The 18,957-nt window shown below is 72.2% G+C and carries 14 protein-coding genes; 8 read left to right on the top strand and 6 right to left on the bottom strand.

What is annotated here, in order from left to right; all coding sequences use genetic code 11:
* Positions 1-40 precede the first annotated feature (40 nt).
* The 3 genes from HHX37_RS38110 to HHX37_RS05415 all read right to left on the bottom strand — a co-directional run bounded on the left by HHX37_RS38110 (position 41) and on the right by HHX37_RS05415 (position 3,551).
* Positions 41-493, bottom strand: a complete 453-nt coding sequence (locus HHX37_RS38110; protein WP_220502626.1) for a hypothetical protein — start codon at positions 491-493, stop codon at positions 41-43.
* Positions 494-979: 486 nt separating this feature from the next.
* Positions 980-1,876, bottom strand: coding sequence for a virginiamycin B lyase (locus HHX37_RS05420; RefSeq protein ID WP_182884716.1), 897 nt, complete (start codon positions 1,874-1,876; stop codon positions 980-982).
* Between the two features lie 313 nt (positions 1,877-2,189).
* A complete protein-coding gene (locus HHX37_RS05415; RefSeq protein ID WP_396774828.1) occupies positions 2,190-3,551 on the bottom strand; it encodes a cytochrome P450 in 1,362 nt (453 codons plus the stop codon).
* Between the two features lie 389 nt (positions 3,552-3,940).
* Between HHX37_RS05415 and thrS the strand changes: the two genes are divergently transcribed.
* Positions 3,941-5,917 (top strand): threonine--tRNA ligase, encoded by a 1,977-nt coding sequence (gene thrS / locus HHX37_RS05410; protein ID WP_182880326.1) that lies wholly within the window; start codon positions 3,941-3,943, stop codon positions 5,915-5,917.
* A gap of 294 nt (positions 5,918-6,211) precedes the next feature.
* Positions 6,212-6,763 carry an HIT family protein gene (locus tag HHX37_RS05405; RefSeq protein WP_111700325.1) on the top strand — a complete coding sequence of 184 codons (552 nt, stop codon included), beginning with the start codon at positions 6,212-6,214 and terminating at the stop codon, positions 6,761-6,763.
* A 21-nt stretch (positions 6,764-6,784) separates the two neighbouring features.
* On the opposite strand, the gene HHX37_RS05400 is transcribed toward HHX37_RS05405, so the two are convergent.
* From HHX37_RS05400 to HHX37_RS05390, 3 genes are all read right to left on the bottom strand, one after another.
* Positions 6,785-9,010 carry a hypothetical protein gene (locus tag HHX37_RS05400; protein ID WP_182884714.1) on the bottom strand — a complete coding sequence of 742 codons (2,226 nt, stop codon included), beginning with the start codon at positions 9,008-9,010 and terminating at the stop codon, positions 6,785-6,787.
* Between the two features lie 144 nt (positions 9,011-9,154).
* Entirely contained in the window at positions 9,155-10,750 is a 1,596-nt protein-coding gene (locus HHX37_RS05395; RefSeq protein ID WP_182884713.1) for a glycoside hydrolase family 10 protein, read from the bottom strand.
* A 341-nt stretch (positions 10,751-11,091) separates the two neighbouring features.
* Positions 11,092-13,224, bottom strand: coding sequence for an elongation factor G-like protein EF-G2 (locus HHX37_RS05390; protein WP_182880329.1), 2,133 nt, complete (start codon positions 13,222-13,224; stop codon positions 11,092-11,094).
* A 255-nt stretch (positions 13,225-13,479) separates the two neighbouring features.
* Here HHX37_RS05390 and pgsA point away from each other — a divergent pair, with 255 nt between their 5' ends.
* The 6 genes from pgsA (at position 13,480) to pdxS (ending at position 18,938) form a co-directional block, all read left to right on the top strand.
* Entirely contained in the window at positions 13,480-14,085 is a 606-nt protein-coding gene (gene pgsA / locus HHX37_RS05385; RefSeq protein ID WP_182880330.1) for a phosphatidylinositol phosphate synthase, read from the top strand.
* A complete protein-coding gene (locus HHX37_RS05380) occupies positions 14,082-15,062 on the top strand; it encodes a phosphatidylinositol mannoside acyltransferase (RefSeq protein ID WP_182880331.1) in 981 nt (326 codons plus the stop codon). The genes pgsA and HHX37_RS05380 overlap by 4 nt, the downstream gene beginning before the upstream one ends.
* Positions 15,059-16,192 (top strand): glycosyltransferase family 4 protein, encoded by a 1,134-nt coding sequence (locus HHX37_RS05375; protein WP_182876856.1) that lies wholly within the window; start codon positions 15,059-15,061, stop codon positions 16,190-16,192. The genes HHX37_RS05380 and HHX37_RS05375 overlap by 4 nt, the downstream gene beginning before the upstream one ends.
* Positions 16,189-16,737, top strand: a complete 549-nt coding sequence (locus HHX37_RS05370; RefSeq protein WP_182876855.1) for a hypothetical protein — start codon at positions 16,189-16,191, stop codon at positions 16,735-16,737. The genes HHX37_RS05375 and HHX37_RS05370 overlap by 4 nt, the downstream gene beginning before the upstream one ends.
* Before the next feature lie 130 nt (positions 16,738-16,867).
* Positions 16,868-17,872 (top strand): DUF3048 domain-containing protein, encoded by a 1,005-nt coding sequence (locus HHX37_RS05365; RefSeq protein ID WP_117408947.1) that lies wholly within the window; start codon positions 16,868-16,870, stop codon positions 17,870-17,872.
* 151 nt (positions 17,873-18,023) lie between these two features.
* Positions 18,024-18,938 (top strand): pyridoxal 5'-phosphate synthase lyase subunit PdxS, encoded by a 915-nt coding sequence (gene pdxS, locus HHX37_RS05360; protein ID WP_117408946.1) that lies wholly within the window; start codon positions 18,024-18,026, stop codon positions 18,936-18,938.
* Positions 18,939-18,957: the final 19 nt, after the last annotated feature.

Raw genomic sequence — 18,957 nt, 5'->3', positions numbered from 1 at the left:
TCCACAGCCTCCGTGATCCCGGATCGGACTGATCCCGATGTCACGTGCCGGGCCGGATCAGGCCGCTCTCGTAGGCCAGGATGACCAGCTGGACCCTGTCGCGCACGTTCAGCTTGGCGATGGCCCGGGTGATGTGGGTCGACCGCCCCGCGGAGTTCGGCGGGTTCGACCTCTTCGGTGAGGAAGCCGCTGGCTCCCGCGCGCAGGGCGACTTGAGCGTGTTGGCGAGGGACCCCTGCACGACACGGCGAACGGCGATGGCGGTGATGGCGGGGACGACCGCGCGGTCGCCGTGCTCGTCGAGGGTCACCTCAAGGCCGGCGCCGCGGGTGTCGGCGATGAGAGCGTCCAAGGAGGCCAGATCCGCCTGGGGTTCGGTGTCAGCGGGGTCGTCCCGCAGGACCGTGATGAGGGAGCCGAGGTCGGCCAGCGTGTGGGCGATGACGTGGTGAACCTCGTGCGAGACGCGCAGCCGTTCCTCGGCCGCGCGCACGGCCGTCGGTCTCGCGCAGCCGCTCGCGCCAGCGCGTCGCGGCGGCAAACGTGAGACCCGCGGCGACGAGAACCGCCAGGAGCAGTCCTTCCCCCGCGACGTGGATCAGGTAGCGGGCCGGGTTGCGGTCCAGGACCAGCGGCGTCTCACCAGCAGGAGCGCTCCGAGAAGCAGACGGAGAGGGATCGTGCCCTGCCGGGGGTTGTGCACCCCGGTGGCGAGGGCCACGGCGACGACATGTCCGGCTTTCCGTAGCCGCGCGGACCGGCGGACTCAAGGGCTGCGGAAGCTCCGGCCGTCTCGACGAGAAACGCTAGGCCGGGCCGCAGCGGGACGCGTCGTCCGTCGATCGTCACTTGACCCTGCACCGTTCGCCGTACGCACTACACCCAAGGGAGCAGGCGTCAGGCCTCAACCGGCCGCACGAGGCCGAGCCCGTCGGGCTTAAGGACGGGCACGTCCAGGCAGTACGGAGGGGGTGCGGGATCACGGCGCCAGCCGGGCGACCGCTCCTGTTTCCAGGGCGGTCCACACAGCACCGTCCGGGCCCACGGTGACGCCGTGGGGTTCCGACGAGGGGGTGGGCAGGTCGTACTCGGTGATCACCCCGGCGGGGGTGACGCATCCGACGCGGTTGGCGCCCCATTCGGTGAACCAGCACTCTCCGGAGGGCGCCGTGGTGATGGCGTGGGGCCTGGCGCTCCGATCGGGCAGCGGGAACTCCTGGATCGCGCCGTCCGCACCGAGCCTGCCGATCTGTCCCGCGGCGATCTCCACGAACCACACCGCGTCGTCGGCCCCGCGCGTGATGCCCACGGGTGCGGCGCCGTCGGTGGGCAGCCTGTGGAGCGTCACGGTGCCGTCCAGGTCGAGCCGGCCGATGGCGTTGGCCTGGTTGAGGGTGAACCACAGTGCGTCGCCGGGGCCGGAGGTGATCATGGAGGGGAACGCTCCCTGTGCGGGGAGGGCGAAGTGGGTGATCTGTCCGTCCGTGGTGATGCGGCCGATCCGGTCGGTGTTCATCTCGGTGAACCACAGGGCGCCGTCCGGGCCCGCGCAGATGCCGAAGGGGCCGGCGCCGGGATCGGGCAATGCGAACGCCGTGAGGGTTCCGTCGACGGTGACCCGGCCGATGTGGTCGTCCGCGGACCGGGTGAACCACAGTGCCCCATCCGGGCCCGCGGTGATGACGCTCGGCCTGCACTCGGCGGAACCCGCGGGATACCGGCTGAGCTCACCGTCGACGGCCAGGCGGGCGATCTCACCGCTGTGGACCAGGGTGAGCCACAACGCGGCGTCGGGCCCGGTCGTGATGCCGTAGGGACCGGCCTTCGCATCCGCGACCGAGAGTTCCCGGACCGACGAACGATCGGAGTGTCGCAACTTCTGCTCCAGGGTCAGGGCGCTCGTGCGGCGTCGGGGACGAGGCGGTCGTCGACACCCTGCCCGTCAGCACCAAAGCACGGCAACTCGTTAAAAAGGCCGTCTCCGCGATCGGCGACGATCCCCCTCGTGACGCCTCCCGATGTGACCATGTGGCTGGCCGCCCCGCGCGGCACGCGGGTGGAGTTGCGGGTGCCCCGCGTGGCAGGTGGCGCGGCTGCTCGGGGACGGGGCGCCCCGGCTGCACACGCCGTGGCGTACGGCGTCGATGAGCGCACGCCCTCCCTGCTGGACATACTGGCCGGCCGGCAGGTCAGCGCGGTGTCCGTTCGGTCAGCCGCAGGGTGAGGCCGTGCGGCTCCAGGTGCAGTCGTGGCCGTGGGCGTACGGAGCCGGGGCAGGGTCGCAGGCGCCAGGACCGGATGATGCCGGCGAGGGACAACGTCAGGTCCATGAAGGCGAGTTCGTAGCCGATGCATTTCGACTCTCCTGCCCCGAAGGGCAGCCAGCCCTTGACCTGATGCGGGTCACGTCCGTCCCACCTGTACGGATCGAAGGCCTCCGGGGAGGGGAACAGGTCGGGCCGGTGGTGCAGCACGTACGGGCTCAGCAGCACCTGCGCGCCGGCCGGGATGCGCCGGGAGCCGATGGTGGTGTCGGTGACGGCAACCCGCGGGAAGATCCAGCTGGGAGAGCGCATTCGCAGGACCTCGGCGACGACGCCTCGGGTGAGGGGTAGCCGGGCCATCACGTCGGCGGCGGTGTGCCCCTGGTCGAGCCGGGCGACGGCCTGCGCTTCGTGGGCCACTTCGGCGTCCAGCGCGGAGTCCTGGGAGAGCTGGTGCAGGGCCCAGGCGTGGCCGACGGCGGTAGCGGTGATCCCGCCGAGGAGCACGGTCATGGCCGTGTCGCGCACCTCCTTGTCGCTGAGCCGGTCGCTGTCGAGGGCGGTGGTGAACATGGACATCAGGTCGCCGTGGTCCGCGCCGTCCCGGCGGTAGGCGGCGATCTCCTCGTCCAGGAAGCGCAGCAGCCTGGCCTCGCTCTCGCGATAGCGGCGATTGCGGCCGGTGGGCAGGCGGTTGAGGCCGGGGGCGATCATCCGCAGGATGGTCTGGTGGTCGACGAAGTCGGTGACGGCCTGCCGCAGCCCGGCGACTTCGGGGCCGAGATCGCGGCGGCAGAACATGGTCGCGAGGTTGGAGCGGGTGGCCAGCGACCGCATCTCCGGCAGTACGTCCAGGATCTGTCCGTGGCGCCAGGTCGCGGTGACGGCGTGAACCTGGGCGTGGATGGTATGGGCGTAGCCGGTCATCCGGCCGGTGTGGAAGGCGGGCTGTGCGAGCCGGCGGAGTCGTTTGTGCCGGGCCAGGGGGCAGGTGGCCATGCCGTCACCGACGATCGACCGCATGTTCTCGTAGAACACCCCGCCTTTGTCGAAGGCGTGGTCGGAGTTCCTCAGCACGCGCTGGGCCGCCTCCGGCGAGCACACCACATAGGTCGGCGTCCGGCCGAATCGCAGCTCCACGACCTCGCCGTGGCGTGGCAGCGCCGCCAGCAGGCCCAGCGGGTCGGTGAGCAGGGGTTTCATGTGTCCGAGCAGTGGCCGGCCACCCGGTGCCCTGGGCGGCCGGCCGACACGTTCCGGCGCCTTCCTGCCCTCGGGGAGTGTCATGGGGTGCCGCGGCCGTCGTGGTCGAGGCCGACTCCCGGGGCGCGTCGAAGTGGGGAGCGCATGATCCTCCAGCCGCACCGAAGTCGCTTATCGCTGTAGTCCGGCGACTCCACGTAATCACCGCCGGGTCCGGCCGGGAACTGGCGGCACGGTGACAGGCGCATGGCGAGCAGGTCCCGGCCCGTTGCCGCGTACGGGACCCGCCGCCCACCGGCCGCCCCGGCGCCGGGAGCGACCCGCCGCACCCTCGGTACCGGGAGCGACCCGCCCGCCCCCGGCGCCCGGAGCCGGCACGAGAAATCGGGATGACGGCACCGGTAGCATCGGAGGCATCGGAGCCGCCGCCTCTCCGCGTGCGCGCTACATCGACACTGTCCTAAGGAGCTACCGTGTCCGCCGCCCTTGAGATACGCATCACCCTCGCCGGAGCCGAGCGCGTGGTGGCGGCGGGCACGACGGCCGGGGAGGCGCTCGGTGCCGACGGGCGGTCGGTGATCGCCGCCCGGATCAACGGAGAGCTCCGCGACCTCGCCGCCGAGGTGGCCGAGGGCGACCTCGTCGAGCCGGTCGCGATCGACAGCCCCGACGGGCGGGCGATCCTGCGTCACTCGGCCGCGCACGTCATGGCCCAGGCCGTGCAGGAGATCTTCCCCGAGGCGAAGCTGGGCATCGGCCCGCCGGTGGAGAACGGTTTCTACTACGACTTCGACGTCCGCGAGCCGTTCACCCCCGACGACCTCAAGCGCGTCGAGAAGCGCATGCGCGAGATCGTCAAGCAGGGGCAGACCTTCCGCCGGCGTCCGGTCGGCGACGACGAGGCCCGCGAGGAGCTGGCCGGCGAGCCGTACAAGCTGGAGCTGATCGGGCTCAAGGGCGGCGCCGCCGAGTCGGCCGACGGCGCGGACGTCGAGGTGGGCGGCGGGCAGCTGACCATCTACGACAACCTCGACCCCAAGTCGGGCGAGCTGTGCTGGAAGGACCTGTGCCGCGGGCCGCACCTGCCCAGCACCCGGGTCATCCCGGCGTTCAAGCTCATGCGGTCCGGCGGCGCCTACTGGCGGGGCAGCGAGAAGAACCCGCAGCTCCAGCGCATCTACGGCACCGCCTGGGAGACCCGCGAGAAGCAGGACGAGTACCTGCGCCTGCTGGAGGAGGCCGAGAAGCGCGACCACCGCAAGCTCGGCGCCGAGCTCGACCTGTTCTCGTTCCCCGACGAGCTGGGCTCGGGGCTGCCGGTCTTCCACCCCAAGGGCGGGGTGATCCGCCGGGTGATGGAGGACTACTCGCGCCGCCGGCACGAGGAGGCGGGATACTCCTTCGTCAACACCCCGCACATCACCAAGGACAACCTGTACAAGATCTCCGGGCACCTCGACTGGTACGCCGACGGCATGTTCCCTCCCATGGAGCTGGAGGGGGCGCGTTACTACCTCAAGCCGATGAACTGCCCGATGCACAACCTGATCTTCCGGGCGCGCGGGCGGTCCTACCGTGAGCTGCCGCTGCGGCTGTTCGAGTTCGGCACGGTCTACCGGTACGAGAAGTCGGGCGTGGTGCACGGCCTGACCCGCGTACGCGGCCTGACCCAGGACGACGCGCACATCTACTGCACCCAGGAGCAGATGCGCGACGAGCTGAAGTCGCTGCTGCGGTTCGTGCTCGACCTGCTGCGCGACTACGGCCTGGAGGACTTCTACCTGGAGCTGTCCACCAAGAACCCGGAGAAGTCCGTCGGCGACGACGAGACGTGGGAGCAGGCCACCGAGACACTGCGGGAGGTGGCCGAGTCCGAGAAGCTGGAGCTGGTCCTCGACCCGGCCGGCGCCGCCTTCTACGGCCCGAAGATCTCCGTGCAGGCCCGGGACGCCATCGGCCGGTCGTGGCAGATGTCGACCATCCAGCTCGACTTCAACCTGCCCGAGCTCTTCGGCCTGGAGTACCAGGCCGCCGACGGCACCCGGAAGCGGCCGGTCATGATCCACCGGGCGCTGTTCGGGTCGATCGAGCGGTTCTTCGGCGTGCTGGTCGAGCACTACGCGGGCGCCTTCCCCGCGTGGCTCGCGCCGGTGCAGGTCGTCGGCATCCCGATCGCCGACGCCCACGCGCCGTACCTCCAGGACGTCGCCAAGAGGCTGCGCGAGCAGGGCATCCGGATCGAGGTCGACGAGAGCGACGACCGCATGCAGAAGAAGATCCGCAACGCGCAGAAGGCCAAGGTGCCGTACATGCTCCTCGCGGGCGACGACGACATCGCGGCCGGCGCGGTCTCCTTCCGCTACCGGAGCGGCGAGCAGAAGAACGGCGTGCCGGTCGACCAGGCGATCGAGGAGATCGTCGAGGCGGTCCGCCGCCGCGTCCAGGTCTGACGTCTGCGGGTCCGGCCCGTCCGGGCCCGGCTCCGTCGAGGCCTGGACGGAACGTCGTACGGCGAACCCGGGCGTCCCCTCCGTGGGGACGCCCGCTGCGCCCGACGGCGCTCCGGTACGGTGAACCCGGCGGGCCGGGAGAGATCCGCTGGGTCATATGCTGCTGCACAGCGCTGAGGATGCACAGAGCTGCCGGTGCACACTGCTGACGGTGCACGGCGCCGCCGGTCGTCGTACGGGCGGCAGCGGCGGTGGCCTGGGGCGCAGGGGACGGACCGGAGGGAAGCGACGACCGTGGATTCAGAGCCGATCGAGCAGGCCGGCGCCGGGGTTCCGGACAACTTCCAGCGCCTGTGGACTCCGCACCGGATGGCCTACATCAAGGGCGAGAACAAGCCCACGGGCTCCGGCGCGGACGACGGCTGCCCGTTCTGCGAGATTCCCAAGCTCTCCGACGAGGACGGGCTGATCGTGGCCCGGGGATCGGCCGTGTTCGCCGTGCTCAACCTCTACCCGTACAACTCCGGGCACCTGATGGTCTGCCCGTACCGGCACGTGTCCGACTACGCCGACCTCGACGGGCCCGAGACCGCCGAGCTCGCCGAGTTCACCAAGCGCGCCACGCAGGCGCTGCGCAAGGCGAGCGGGGCGCAGGGCTTCAACGTCGGCATGAACCTCGGCGGCGTGGCGGGCGCGGGCATCGCCGCCCACCTCCACCAGCACGTCGTGCCCCGGTGGGGCGGCGACACCAACTTCATGCCGGTGGTCGGGCACACCAGGGTCCTGCCGCAGCTGCTGCGCGACACCCGCGACCTGCTCGCCGGCGCCTGGCCCGCCGACTCCTGACCGCGCCCCGGCCACGGGGGCTCAGCCCGCCAGGCCCGCCGGGGGGATCGGCGTGGTGGCCGCCGGGGCGGGCTCGCCGTACTGCAGGGCGCGGATCCCCGCGCTGAGCACCAGCGGCACGGCGAGGGCCAGGGCCATGGACAGCACGGCGGCACCGGAGTCGTTGACGAGCATGCCGACCACCCCGCTCACGAGCGCGCCGAGCAGGCCCGCCTTGAGCGTGGGCGCCCGCTCGAACGCGACCGGCAGCACCCCGGCGCTGGCCGTGCCGGGGCGCAGCAGCGCGAAGACGAGGAACGCGAAGGCGGCGATCACCACCGGCATCAGGTTGGGGCTGAGCAGCGTGGCGAGCATCGCCCCGAGCTTGCGGGAGATCACCGGCAGGAACGTGCCGTCGGCGACCTGCCCGGCGAACCGCCCGAGATGCGTCTGGCTGGCCGGGGGACGCAGGTAGTCGAGGTAGGCGATCGTCATCACCAGCACGCCGCCCGCCGCGCAGAACGCGCCCAGCTTGACCACCGACACCCGCCTGCCCGCGACGATCATCGCGGTGACCGCGATGCCGGGGACGAAGGCGATCACACCGCCGAAGTCGCTGCCCACGCCGGGCCAGCCGTCGAGCAGCATCGCGAAGGCCCCGAGCACGGCGATCAGGGCCACCGCGACGGACTTGCGGCCCGACCGCACGAGCCGGTCCGCGACGGCCGTGGTCACGAGCAGCACGGCCGTGGCCAGCAACGCGAAGGGGATGTTCCCCAGGCCGTAGTAGCGGGCGCCGACCACGCCCGTGTAGCCCATCAGGCTGTTGAGCTGCAGGGGCGTGCCGGTCAGCAGGTCGCCGAGCAGCACGGCCGCGGTCACCGCCGCGATCACGGTCAGCGGCCCGAGCACGGCGCGCCGCCACGGCCCGGTGAGGGCCACCAGGGTCAGCGCCGCCGCGATGGCCGCGATCGAGGCGAAGAGCGTGAGCACCGGCTGCGCCGTACGGGCCCACGGGAGGAGGTTGACCAGATAGGTCGAGGCGGGGATCGCCGCCAGCGCCACGGCCGCGGACCGTACGGCCGGCAGCCGGTCGCGGCGGCGCAGCAACAGGAACGCGGTCAGGTAGAACAGCACCTGGAGCACGGCGAGGGTGGTGAAGAAGACGCCGGTGGTGTTCCTGATCGTCTGCCCGGCCACGTCGGCGGTCCGCAGGGCCGCGACGCCCTCCGCGAGACTGCCGCCGCCGGTCCCGTGCGTCTCGACCGGGACGCCGACGACGTTCGGGGGAGCGGCCACTCCGGCCCGGGCGAGGATCGTGGCGGTGAGGTCCGGCAGGATGATCATGTCGTCGCGGTGGGTGGACCTGGCGCCGAGCGTGCGTCCCGGCCCGCCCGCGCTGTCCGTGCCAGCGCTGTCCGGGCCGGTGGCCTGGCCGGCGCCCGGGCCGCGCAGCATCGCCACCCGCAGGTGCGGCACCGGCCCGTGGTCGCCGACGCCCGCCACCAGCACCGTCGCCTGTCCCAGGCGGGGCAGGAGCGCGCCGAGCTTCGCGTCGGCCGCCCGCGCCGCCGCCCGGCGCGCCTGCGGGGACACCGCCTCCGGCACCTCGCTCAGCCGGTCGGCCGAGATGTAGGGCGCGATGAGATCGGGGATCTCCACCGCGACGACGTCCGCCCGGGTCCAGTCCGAGACCTGCCCGGCGTCGGCGGCGTAGACGTCCACGCGCCCGGCGCGGTCGGCCAGCGCGAGCGCCGCGCCCGGGCCCACGGCCATCGTGGTCCGCCCGGCCGTGTGCAGGGCCTGTCCGAGGGTTCCGGCGTCGCGCTGCTCGCGCACCTCCCACAGCCAGGAGAACTCGGGGACCACCGCGCCCGCGCCGCTCGCCTCGGGCGTGGGCGCCATGCCGCAGCGTCCGCCCACCGCCGACCGCACCCCGGCCGAGACCGTGAGCCATCCGTCGTAGGGGCAGGTGCCGTCCTTGCGGACGGTCCGGGCGGACAGGGAGCCGATGGCGGACTCACCGGCGAGCCGCCACAGGGCGGGGGTGTCCGCCGGGGTGACGTCGCTCCACATCAGCCCCGGGATCCCGACCAGCACCATCCGCTCGCCGGCCGCCTTCTCGCCCGCGGCCGTCCCGTCCTGGCCGGGCCTCTGCTCCGGTCCGGCCGCGAGTCCGGCGTACGCGGCCGTGGTGGGCGCGAGAGTCACGACCGACACACCGAACACGACGGCGACGAGCGCGCGCCTCACCCACGTGCCACTCACCGGCGACCCCCAGGCCCGTACATGATCTTGGAAAAACCCGCGACCACGCTACCGGACCCGTGGACGTCCGCGCAGCGACTCGGTCCGTCCCGGGCGGCCCGGATCAGGCGGACGGGATCGGGCCGCCGGAGCCGGGCGTACGGGTCATGTCGCCAGGGTGGCGGCGCTCTCGTTGCCGAGGCGGTCGAGCGTGGTGACGTAGTAGGCGCCCGAGCCCGCTGCGGCGTACTGCGGTGCGGCGGAGGCCGGCACGACGGCGAGCAGGTTGCGCGCGTCGGCCGTGGCGCAGGAGGCGTCCTTGCCGGTCACCCGGTACACGGCGTACGCCTGCGCGCCGGGCTGGGCCTGCCAGGTCAGCGCCCCCGAGGCGGCCTTCACCCCGCGCGGGGCGGCCGGCGCGGCGGTGGACCCCGTCCTGAGCACCGGCGGCAGCGCGGGCCGCGTGTAGTGCTCCTTCACGATCCGGTCGAGCACGCCCAGGGGGTTCCGCACGAGCTGGGCGGCGCTGAAGTAGACGTCGCCGGAGATCTCCGGGTGCTTGCGGTTCAGCGTGAGGTGCGCGGGCAGCTCGCCGGCCTTGGTCCAGGCCGGGGTGTCGGTCGCGCCGACCCGGTAGAGCGCCTGCCCGATGTAGAGATCCACGTCGGTGCCCTTCACCGCGTCGGCCCACCACTTGGCGAGGACGGTGTAGTCGGCGGCGGCGAAGCCCCGGGGCCAGTAGAGCTGGGGCATCACGTAGTCGACCGAGCCCTTCTTGATCCACGCCTTCGCGTCCGCGTAGATGGAGTCGTAGGCCGACATGCCCTTGGTGGCCGACCCCGCCGGGTCCTCGGCCTTGTTGCGCCAGATGCCGAAGGGGCTGATCCCGAAGACGGCGTACGGCCTCGCCGCGTGGACCGCGCCCGAGACCTGGGCGACGAGGTCGTTGACGTTGCGCCGCCGCCAGTCGGCAAGGCTCAGGCCCTTGCCGTACTTCTTGTACGCCGCCTGGTCGGCGAACCTCGTGCCCCGGCCCGGGTAGGGGTAGAAGTAGTCGTCGAAGTGGACGCCGTCGACGTCGTAGCGCTGCACGACGTCCGTCACGACCTTGGTCACCCAGTCGCGCACCTGGGGCAGCCCGGGGTTGTAGTAGAGCTTGCCCTCGTGCTTGACGACCCAGTCGGGGTGCAGCCGCGCCGGGTGCCCGGCGGGCAGCTTCGCGGTGGCCGAGTCGGCCGCCCGGTAGGGGTTGAACCACGCGTGGAACTGCAGCCCCCGCCTGTGGGCCTCCTCCACGAGGAACGGCAGCGGATCCCAGCCCGGGTCCCGGCCGGCCGTGCCGGTGAGCCACTGCGACCACGGCTCCAGCGACGAGCGGTAGATCGCGTCCGAGGCGGGACGCACCTGGAAGAACACGGCGTTCAGCCGGCGCTTGACCGCGTTGTCGAGGATCCTCAGGTACTCGGCCTTCTGCCGGTCGGGCGACAGCCCGGGCTTCGACGGCCAGTCGACGTTGTGCACGGTCGCGATCCAGACACCGCGGAGCTGGCGCTTGGGATATTTCGCGCTGGTCGCGCAGGCGCCCGTCGCCGTCAGCGTCTCCGCCTTCACCACCTGGGTCCGCCCGTCCTTCGCTTTCGCCGTGCTGCCGACCTTCTCGGCCTGGGCCCCGGGGCCGAACGTGTAGGCGGCGCCGATGGCGGCGGCGGCGATGACGGTGGTGGCGATCAACGGGCGGACGACCTGTCTCCGCTCGGTCACGTGGCTGCCCCTCCGATTTGCCGGTAAGTCCGGCGACCAGTCTTACATCGGCATAAGAGCGGTTTAGCCAGAAAAAACGAAACGCACTTGTGATGCGGATGTGACGCGGGGCACGTCGTGAGGCTCCCCTGGCGGCTGTCCGGTCAAACCCGGCGGTACGGATGACCTGCGCGAACGGCCCGTCCGGCGGCGGCGCGGCCCGATCCGGCCGGAGGAGGGGCCGCCGGGGCGCGGGGGAATGGTTGTGAGGCGGATTGGTGACATCCGCACGCCCGGCGGCGGGAGGCGTGCCGCCGGGCGTCCGTGTCCGATCGTCGTCTGAGCCGTCGCGCGATGCGGGCCTACTGCTCGCCCGCCGCGGCCACCTTGTCCACCAGGTGCGCGGGCAGCGGCTCGTACCGCAGGAAGGAGCGGGTGAACGTGCCCGTCCCGTGGGACAGCGAGCGCAGGTCGACGGCGTACCGGGTGATCTCCAGCTGCGGGACCTCGGCGCGCACCAGCGTGCGGCCCGTGCCGACCGGCTCGGTGCCGAGCACCCTGCCCCGGCGTGAGGACAGGTCGGACATCACGGCGCCGACGTAGTCGTCGGGCACCAGCACCGCGACCTCGTCCACGGGTTCGAGCAGGTGCGTGGCCACCTTCGCCGCGGCCTCCTTGAGCGCGAGCTGACCGGCGATCTGGAAGGCCATGTCGGAGGAGTCCACCGAGTGGGCCTTGCCGTCGTAGAGCGTGACGCGGATGTCGACCATCGGGTAGCCGGCGACGACCCCCCGTTCCATCTGCGCGCGCACGCCCTTCTCGACCGACGGGATGAACTGCCGCGGGACCACCCCGCCCACGATCTTGTCGACGAACTCGAACCCGCCGCCCGACGGCAGCGGCTCGACCTCGATGTGGCAGATGGCGTACTGCCCGTGGCCGCCGGTCTGCTTGACGTTGCGCCCCATGGCCTGCGCCCGGCCGCCGAACGTCTCCCGCAGCGGCACGCGCAGGCCGACCTTCTCGACCTCCACGCCGTGCCGTTTGGCCAGGCGGTCGAGCAGGACGTCGGAGTGCGCCTCGCCCATGCACCACAGCACGAGCTGGCGGGTCTCGGCGTTGTTCTCCAGCCGCAGTGTCGGGTCCTCGGCGACGAGGCGGCCGAGGGCCTGGCTCAGCTTGTCCTCGTCGGCCTTCGACCGCGCCCTGATCGCGACCGGCAGCAGCGGGTCGGGCATGGTCCACGCCTCGACCAGCAGCGGCTCGTCCTTGGCGGAGAGCGTGTCGCCGGTCTCGGTGCGCGACAGCTTGGCGACCGCGCAGACGTCCCCGGCGACGCACTTGCCCACGGTCCGCTGCAGCTTGCCGAGAGGCGAGGACAGCGCGCCCACCCGCTCGTCGACGTCGTGGTCCTCGTGACCCCGGTCGGCCAGGCCGTGGCCGGAGACGTGGACCGTCATGTCGGGCCGCAGTGTGCCGGAGAAGACCCGGACCAGGCTGATCCGTCCGACGTACGGGTCGCTGGTCGTCTTGACGACCTCCGCCACCAGCGGGCCGTCCGGGTCGGCGGTGATCTCCTTGCACGGCTTGCCGTCGATCGCGGTGATGTGCGGCAGCGGGTGTTCCAGGGGCGAGGGGAAGCCCTGCGTCACGATCTCCAGGAGCTCCAGCGTGCCGACGCCGGGCGCGGTGGCGAGCACCGGGTAGAAGCTGCCCCGGGCCACCGCCTTCTCCAGGTCGTCGATGAGCACCTTGGTGTCGATCGTCTCCCCGGAGAGGTAGCGGTCCATGAGGGACTCGTCCTCGCTCTCCTGGATGATCCCCTCGATGAGGTCGCCGCGGTACTGCTCGATGAGCGCGAGCTGGTCCGGGTCCGGCTCCCGCTCCGACCTGCGGCCGCCGCCGTAGTCGAACAGCCGCTGCGACAGCAGGCCGAGCAGGCCGGTGCCGTCCACCGGCAGATAGAGCGGCGCCACGCCGTCGCCGAACGCGTCCTGGCAGGTGGCGAGGACGTCGTCGAAGGCGGCCCGCTGGTGGTCGATCTTGCTGATCACCACCGCGCGCGGCATGCCGACGAGCGCGCACTCGTCCCAGATCATCCGGGTGAGCCCATCGACGCCCTCGACGGCCGAGACCACGAACAGCGCGGCGTCCGCGGCACGCAGCCCGGCCCGCAGGTCGCCGACGAAGTCCGCGTACCCCGGGGTGTCCAGAAAGTTGATCTTGATGCCGTTGTAGACGACCGGGGCGACCGACAGGTTCACCGAGCGCTGCTGGCGCACCTCCACCTCGTCGAAGTCGCTGACCGTGGTGCCGTCCTCGACCCGGCCGGGACGCTGCACGGTGCCCGTCTCCGCGAGCAGCGCCTCGATCAGGGTCGTCTTCCCGGCTCCGGAATGGCCGACCAGCACGACATTGCGCACCATGTCCGGCCGATCGGCCACGGGTGCCCTGCCCGCGGCCCCTGTTGTCGCGCCGGTTGATCTTTCGGCCACATCGCCTCCCGAATCTCGGAGCGGCGGAGAGGGGGCGCACGGACGCGCCCCGCGCCGGCCGCTCGTGCCGTCGCTTCCCGCGCCCGGGGCCCGCCCTCTCACGACCACACGACGGGGTTCACCTCCGCGTCATCTCCGTGCGGTCCTGCGGGCGCGTGCTCTTCACCCTTTACCCATGTGGCGCATATCACAAGACTTTTCGGCGAATGTGCTTGCGAGGTGCGGCGGCCCTGGATGGCCTACGATCGGACGGCGATGTTGAACATCCTGCGCCCCGCCGTCACCCGAGTCATGACCCCCCTGGGACGGGCCCTCGCCCGCCGCGGGATCTCGCCCGATGTGATCACCACGGTCGGCACGCTCGGAGTGGTGGCCTCGGCCCTCGTCTTCTACCCGTCCGGACATCTGTTCGCGGGATCAGCCGTCATCACGTTCTTCGTGCTCGCCGACGCCCTTGACGGGGTGCTCGCCCGGATGACGGGCAAGGGGAGCACGTGGGGCGCCTTCCTCGACTCCACGCTCGACCGCCTCGGTGACGCCTCGATCTTCTCCGGGCTGATCCTCTACTTCGTCCTCGAGGACGAGCCCGAGATCGTCCTCGCGGCCGTCGCGCTCTTCTGCCTGGTCGCGGGAGCATTGGTCTCCTACGCGAAGGCCAGGGCCGAGGGGCTCGGCATGACCGCGAACGTGGGCATCGCCGAGCGGGGGGAGCGCCTGGTGGTCGTGCTCGTCGCGGCCGGGCTCTCCGGCCTCGGCGTGCCGTACATCCTGGCGGCCGGGCTCTGGCTGCTCGCCGCGGCCAGCGCCGTCACGGTCGTCCAGCGGATGGTGCACGTCTACAGACAGGCGGTGGACAGATGAGCGACACGGGCGGCCCGCCCGGCCCGTCCCGGCGGCCCCCACGGCCCCACGGGACGCCGCTCGCCGACCGGGCGGTCGCGGCCGCGTACGCCGCCGGCTGGGCCGTGGTGCGCCACGTGCCGGAGCGGGCGGCCGCCTGGTTCTTCCGTACGCTCGCCGACCGGCTGTGGCGCAGGCGCGGCCGGTCCGTACGCCGCCTGGAGGCCAACCTGGCCCGGGTCGTCGGCGCGGACTTAGCGGACCCCGCCGTACGGGACCTGAGCCGGGCGGGCATGCGCTCCTACTTCAGGTACTGGATGGAGTCGTTCCGCTTCACCGCCTACACCCGGGAGCGGATCCTCGGCGGCACCCGGTTCACCGGTGCCGAGGGCATCTTCGACAACCTCGCCCGGGGCAGGGGAGTGGTGGTCGCGCTGCCCCACATGGGCAACTACGACCTCGCCGGGGCCTGGCTGGTGCACATGGGCCACCCCTTCACCACCGTGGCCGAACGGCTGAAGCCCGAGTCGCTGTTCGAGCGGTTCGTGGCCTACCGCGAGAGCCTCGGCATGGAGGTGCTGCCGCTCACCGCGAAGGGCGGCGGCAGCGCCATGGCGTTCGGCACGCTCGCCAAGCGCCTGCGCGAGGGCCGCCCCGTCTGCCTGCCCGCCGAGCGCGACCTGACCGAACGCGGGATCGAGGTCGAGTTCTTCGGCGCGCGCACACGGATGGTCGCCGGGCCCGCGCTGCTGGCCGTCCAGACCGGCGCCGCGCTGCTGCCGGCCGTGCTGTGGTTCGAGGAGGACGGCTGGGCCATCCGGGTGCACGACGAGGTCCCGGTGCCGGCCGAGGGGACCCGGCAGGAGAAGGTCGTGGTCATGACCCAGGCACTGGCGGCGGTCTTCGAGAAGGGGATCGCCGAGCACCCGGAGGACTGGCACATGCTCCAGCGCGTCTGGCTCGACGACGTCGAACCCCCCGCCGGGGCCGGGTCGTGAAGGTCGGGATCGTCTGCCCGTACACCTGGGAGGTTCCCGGGGGCGTGCAGGCGCACATCAGGGACCTCGCCGAGGCGCTGATCGAGGACGGGCACGAGGTGTCCGTCATCGCGCCCGCCGCCGACGACGCCGAACTGCCGGCGTACGTGACCTCGGCCGGCCGCGCCGTGCCCGTGCCGTACAACGGCTCGGTGGCCCGCCTCGCGTTCGGCTTCCTGTCGGCGAACCGGGTGCGCAAGTGGATCAGGGAGGGCGGGTTCGACGTGCTGCACGTGCACGAGCCCGCCGTGCCGTCGCTCGGGGTCCTCGCCTGCTGGGTCGCCAAGGGGCCGATCGTGGCGACGTTCCACGCCTCCTACGAGCGCTCGCGGGCGATGTCCGTGGCCGCGCCGATGCTGCAGAGCGCGCTGGAAAAGATCACGGGCAGGATCGCGGTCTCCGACGCGGCCCGCAAGACGCTGGTCGAGCACCTCGGCGGCGACGCGGTGCTGATCCCGAACGGCGTGACCGTGCGCCGGTACGCCGAGGGCGAGCCGCTGCCGGGCTGGGGCCCCGACGGCAACGTGATCGGGTTCCTCGGGCGGATGGACGAGCCGCGCAAGGGCCTGCCCGTGCTGCTGGAGGCGTTCGCCACGCTCGCCGCCGAGCGGCCCGCGCTGCGGCTGCTGGTCGCCGGTCCGGGGGACGCCGACGACGTGCTCGGCCGGGTGCCCAAGCCGTACCGCGACCGGGTCGGGCTGCTCGGCATGGTCAGCGAGGCCGACAAGGTGCGCGCCTACCACTCCGTCGACGTCTTCTGCGCGCCCAACCTGGGCGGGGAGAGCTTCGGCATCGTGCTCACCGAGGCCATGTCGGCCGGCGCGCCGATCCTCGCCAGCGACATCCCCGCCTTCCGGCGCGTGCTGGGCGAGGGGCAGGCCGGGGCGCTGTTCGCCACCGGCGACCCCGCCGCCCTCGCCCGGGAGGCCGCCCGGCTGCTGGACGACCCCGGGCGGCGGGCCAAGCTCTCCGACGAGGCCCGCCAGGCGGTGTGGAAGTACGACTGGTCGACGGTCGCGCGGGAGGTCGTCCGCGTGTACGAGACCGTCGCCCACGCGGAGGCGGGAGTCGTGGAGGACGCGCTGCCGTGACGTCGACCCTGATCATCGTGGTGGCCGTGGCCCTCGTGGCCGTCGTGCTGTTCGCCGTCTACGTCTCCTGGCGGGCCGGACGGCTCGACCGGCTGCACATCCGGCTGGAGACCGCGCAGGCCGCCCTCGACGCCGCGCTGCTGCGCCGTGCGGCGGTCTGCCTGGAACTGGCCGGCTCGCGCATCCTCGACCCCGCCACCTCGCTGGTGCTCGCCGCGGCCGCCCACGAGGCCCGTACGGCCGGGCCGGACGAGCGCGAGCACGCCGAGAGCGACCTGTCGCGGGCCCTGCGCGTGGTCGCCGACCAGGAGCGGTTCCGCGAGAGGCTGGCGGAGCACCCCACCGGGGAGGCGCTGCTGGAGGAACTGGACTCGGCGGTCGCCAAGGTCGTCTACTCGCGCCGGTTCTACAACAACGCCGCCGCGGTCACCCGTACGGCGCAGCGGCGCTGGCTGGCCCGCGCGCTGCACCTCGCCGGGCACACCGACCCGCCCCGGTTCTTCGACATCGACGACGAGCCTCCGGAAGCCCTGATGGCCGCATAGTCGCTATTTGACGGGCATTAGGGGTATTCCCGGTAAGCTCATGCCGTTTCATTGCCATGCTGGGCGACGGTCCGCGTGCCGGTCGCGTCATGCCCGGTGACGGGGGCTCTCCACCGGGAGGAGCGGGACGGTGCGGGCAGGGATCGGCTTCACACTGGCCATGGCGGTCGTCCTCACCGGAGCCGCGTGCTCGGGTGACGACAGGCCCGCCGCCCAGTCGGAAGGGGCCGCGAGCCCGGTGGCCTCGCCGTCGCCGACGGCCCCTCCGGAACACCCCTTCACCGGGCGCCCGGTCGGCTCCCGCAGGCCGGTCCTCGCCGTGAAGATCGAGAACACCCACGCGGGCAAGCCGCAGATCGGCCTGCGCAGCGCCGACGTCGTCTACGTCGAGCAGGTCGAGGGCGGGCTCACCCGGCTCATGGCGATCTTCTCCTCCAAGCTTCCCGCGCAGGTGGGGCCGGTCCGCAGCGCCCGGATCTCCGACCTGCACATCCTGCCGATGTTCGGCAAGCCCGCCCTCGCCTACTCCGGCGTGCAGACGAAGATGATCCCCTTCGTCCAGAAGGCCTCGCTGTTCGACGTGTCCGACAGCCGCGCCCCCGGCGCGTACGTCCGCGCGCCGGGCCGCGTCGCGCCGTACAACCTGGTCGGCAGCCCCAGGAAGCTGCTGGCCAAGGCGCCGCAGGCGAGCAAGGCGAAGGACATCGGGTTCGTCTTCTCCGACGAGCCGCCCGCCGGGGGCACGCCGCAGAAGACGGTCAACGTGCGCTACCCGGCCGCCCGCTTCGCCTTCACCTGGTCGGAGGCCCAGAAGCGCTGGCTGGTCACGCAGGACGGCGAGAAGGACATGGCCGCCGAGGGCGGCCAGCAGGGCGCGCCCACGATCGTCGTGCAGTGGGTGAAGACCGACCGCTCGGAGTTCCACGACTTCACCGGGAGCTACACCCCGCTCGTGCACACCGTCGGCAAGGGCACCGGCGTGGTGCTGCGGGACGGCCAGGCGTACCGGGTCAAGTGGTCGCGCGCCTCGGAGAAGGAGGGCACCGTCTACACCATGGCCGACGGGAAGCCGATGCCGTTCGCCCGGGGCCAGGTCTGGGTGGTGCTCGCGTCGCGCAAGCCCGTCGCCCCGTGAGCTCGCGGCCGTGCCCGCATGGCCGCGCCCGGGGTTCGACCTGACGGACAAACGGCGTGATCGGTTTCGACACGTGGGCACTGCGGTCGCGGGAGCGGCCAGCACCTACCATGGAGAGGAATCCGTAGGCCCGCCGTCGTGAGGTAGCACCGTGTCCAGCAGCGCCCCCGAAGTCAACGAGACCGCCGCCGTCGGCACCGCCCGCGTGAAGCGGGGCATGGCCGAGATGCTCAAGGGCGGGGTCATCATGGACGTCGTCACCCCCGAGCAGGCCAAGATCGCCGAGGACGCCGGCGCCGTCGCCGTCATGGCGCTGGAGCGCGTCCCCGCCGACATCCGCGCCCAGGGCGGGGTGTCCAGGATGAGCGATCCCGACATGATCGAGGGCATCGTCAACACCGTGTCCATCCCCGTGATGGCCAAGGCCAGGATCGGCCACTTCGTCGAGGCCCAGGTGCTCCAGGCGCTGGGCGTCGACTACGTCGACGAGTCCGAGGTGCTGACCCCCGCGGACTTCGCCAACCACATCGACAAGTGGCAGTTCACCGTGCCCTTCGTCTGCGGGGCCACCAACCTGGGCGAGGCGCTGCGCCGCATCACCGAGGGCGCCGCGATGATCCGCTCCAAGGGCGAGGCCGGGACCGGCGACGTGTCCAACGCCACCACCCACATGCGCAAGATCCGGGGCGAGATCAAGCGCCTCACCTCGCTGCCCGAAGACGAGCTGTTCGTCGCCGCCAAGGAGCTCCAGGCGCCGTACGAGCTGGTGGCCGAGGTCGCGAAGACCGGCAAGCTGCCGGTGGTGCTGTTCACCGCGGGCGGCATCGCCACCCCCGCCGACGCCGCGATGATGATGCAGCTCGGCGCCGAGGGCGTGTTCGTCGGGTCGGGCATCTTCAAGTCCGGCGACCCCGCCAAGCGGGCCGCCGCCATCGTCAAGGCCACCACCTTCTACGACGACCCCGACGTGATCGCCAAGGTCTCCCGTGGCCTCGGCGAGGCGATGGTCGGCATCAACGTCGACGACATCCCGGTGCCGCACCGCCTCGCCGAGCGCGGCTGGTAGGCGTCGCCGGCAGGCACGG

It is taken from the genome of Microbispora sp. H10885, from assembly GCF_014161415.1.
GTDB classification, from domain to species: Bacteria; Actinomycetota; Actinomycetes; order Streptosporangiales; family Streptosporangiaceae; genus Microbispora; species Microbispora triticiradicis.
Note: the sequence above shows the minus strand (reverse complement) of the source record. Positions and strands in the feature narration are given on the sequence as shown.

Excerpts from the sequence above, each read along its gene's own strand:
- HHX37_RS05415 (WP_396774828.1), bottom strand. The coding sequence starts at position 3,551 with ATGACACTCCCCGAGGGCAGGAAGGCGCCGGAACGTGTCGGCCGGCCG.
- pgsA (WP_182880330.1), top strand. The coding sequence starts at position 13,480 with ATGTTGAACATCCTGCGCCCCGCCGTCACCCGAGTCATGACCCCCCTG.
- HHX37_RS05380 (WP_182880331.1), top strand. The coding sequence starts at position 14,082 with ATGAGCGACACGGGCGGCCCGCCCGGCCCGTCCCGGCGGCCCCCACGG.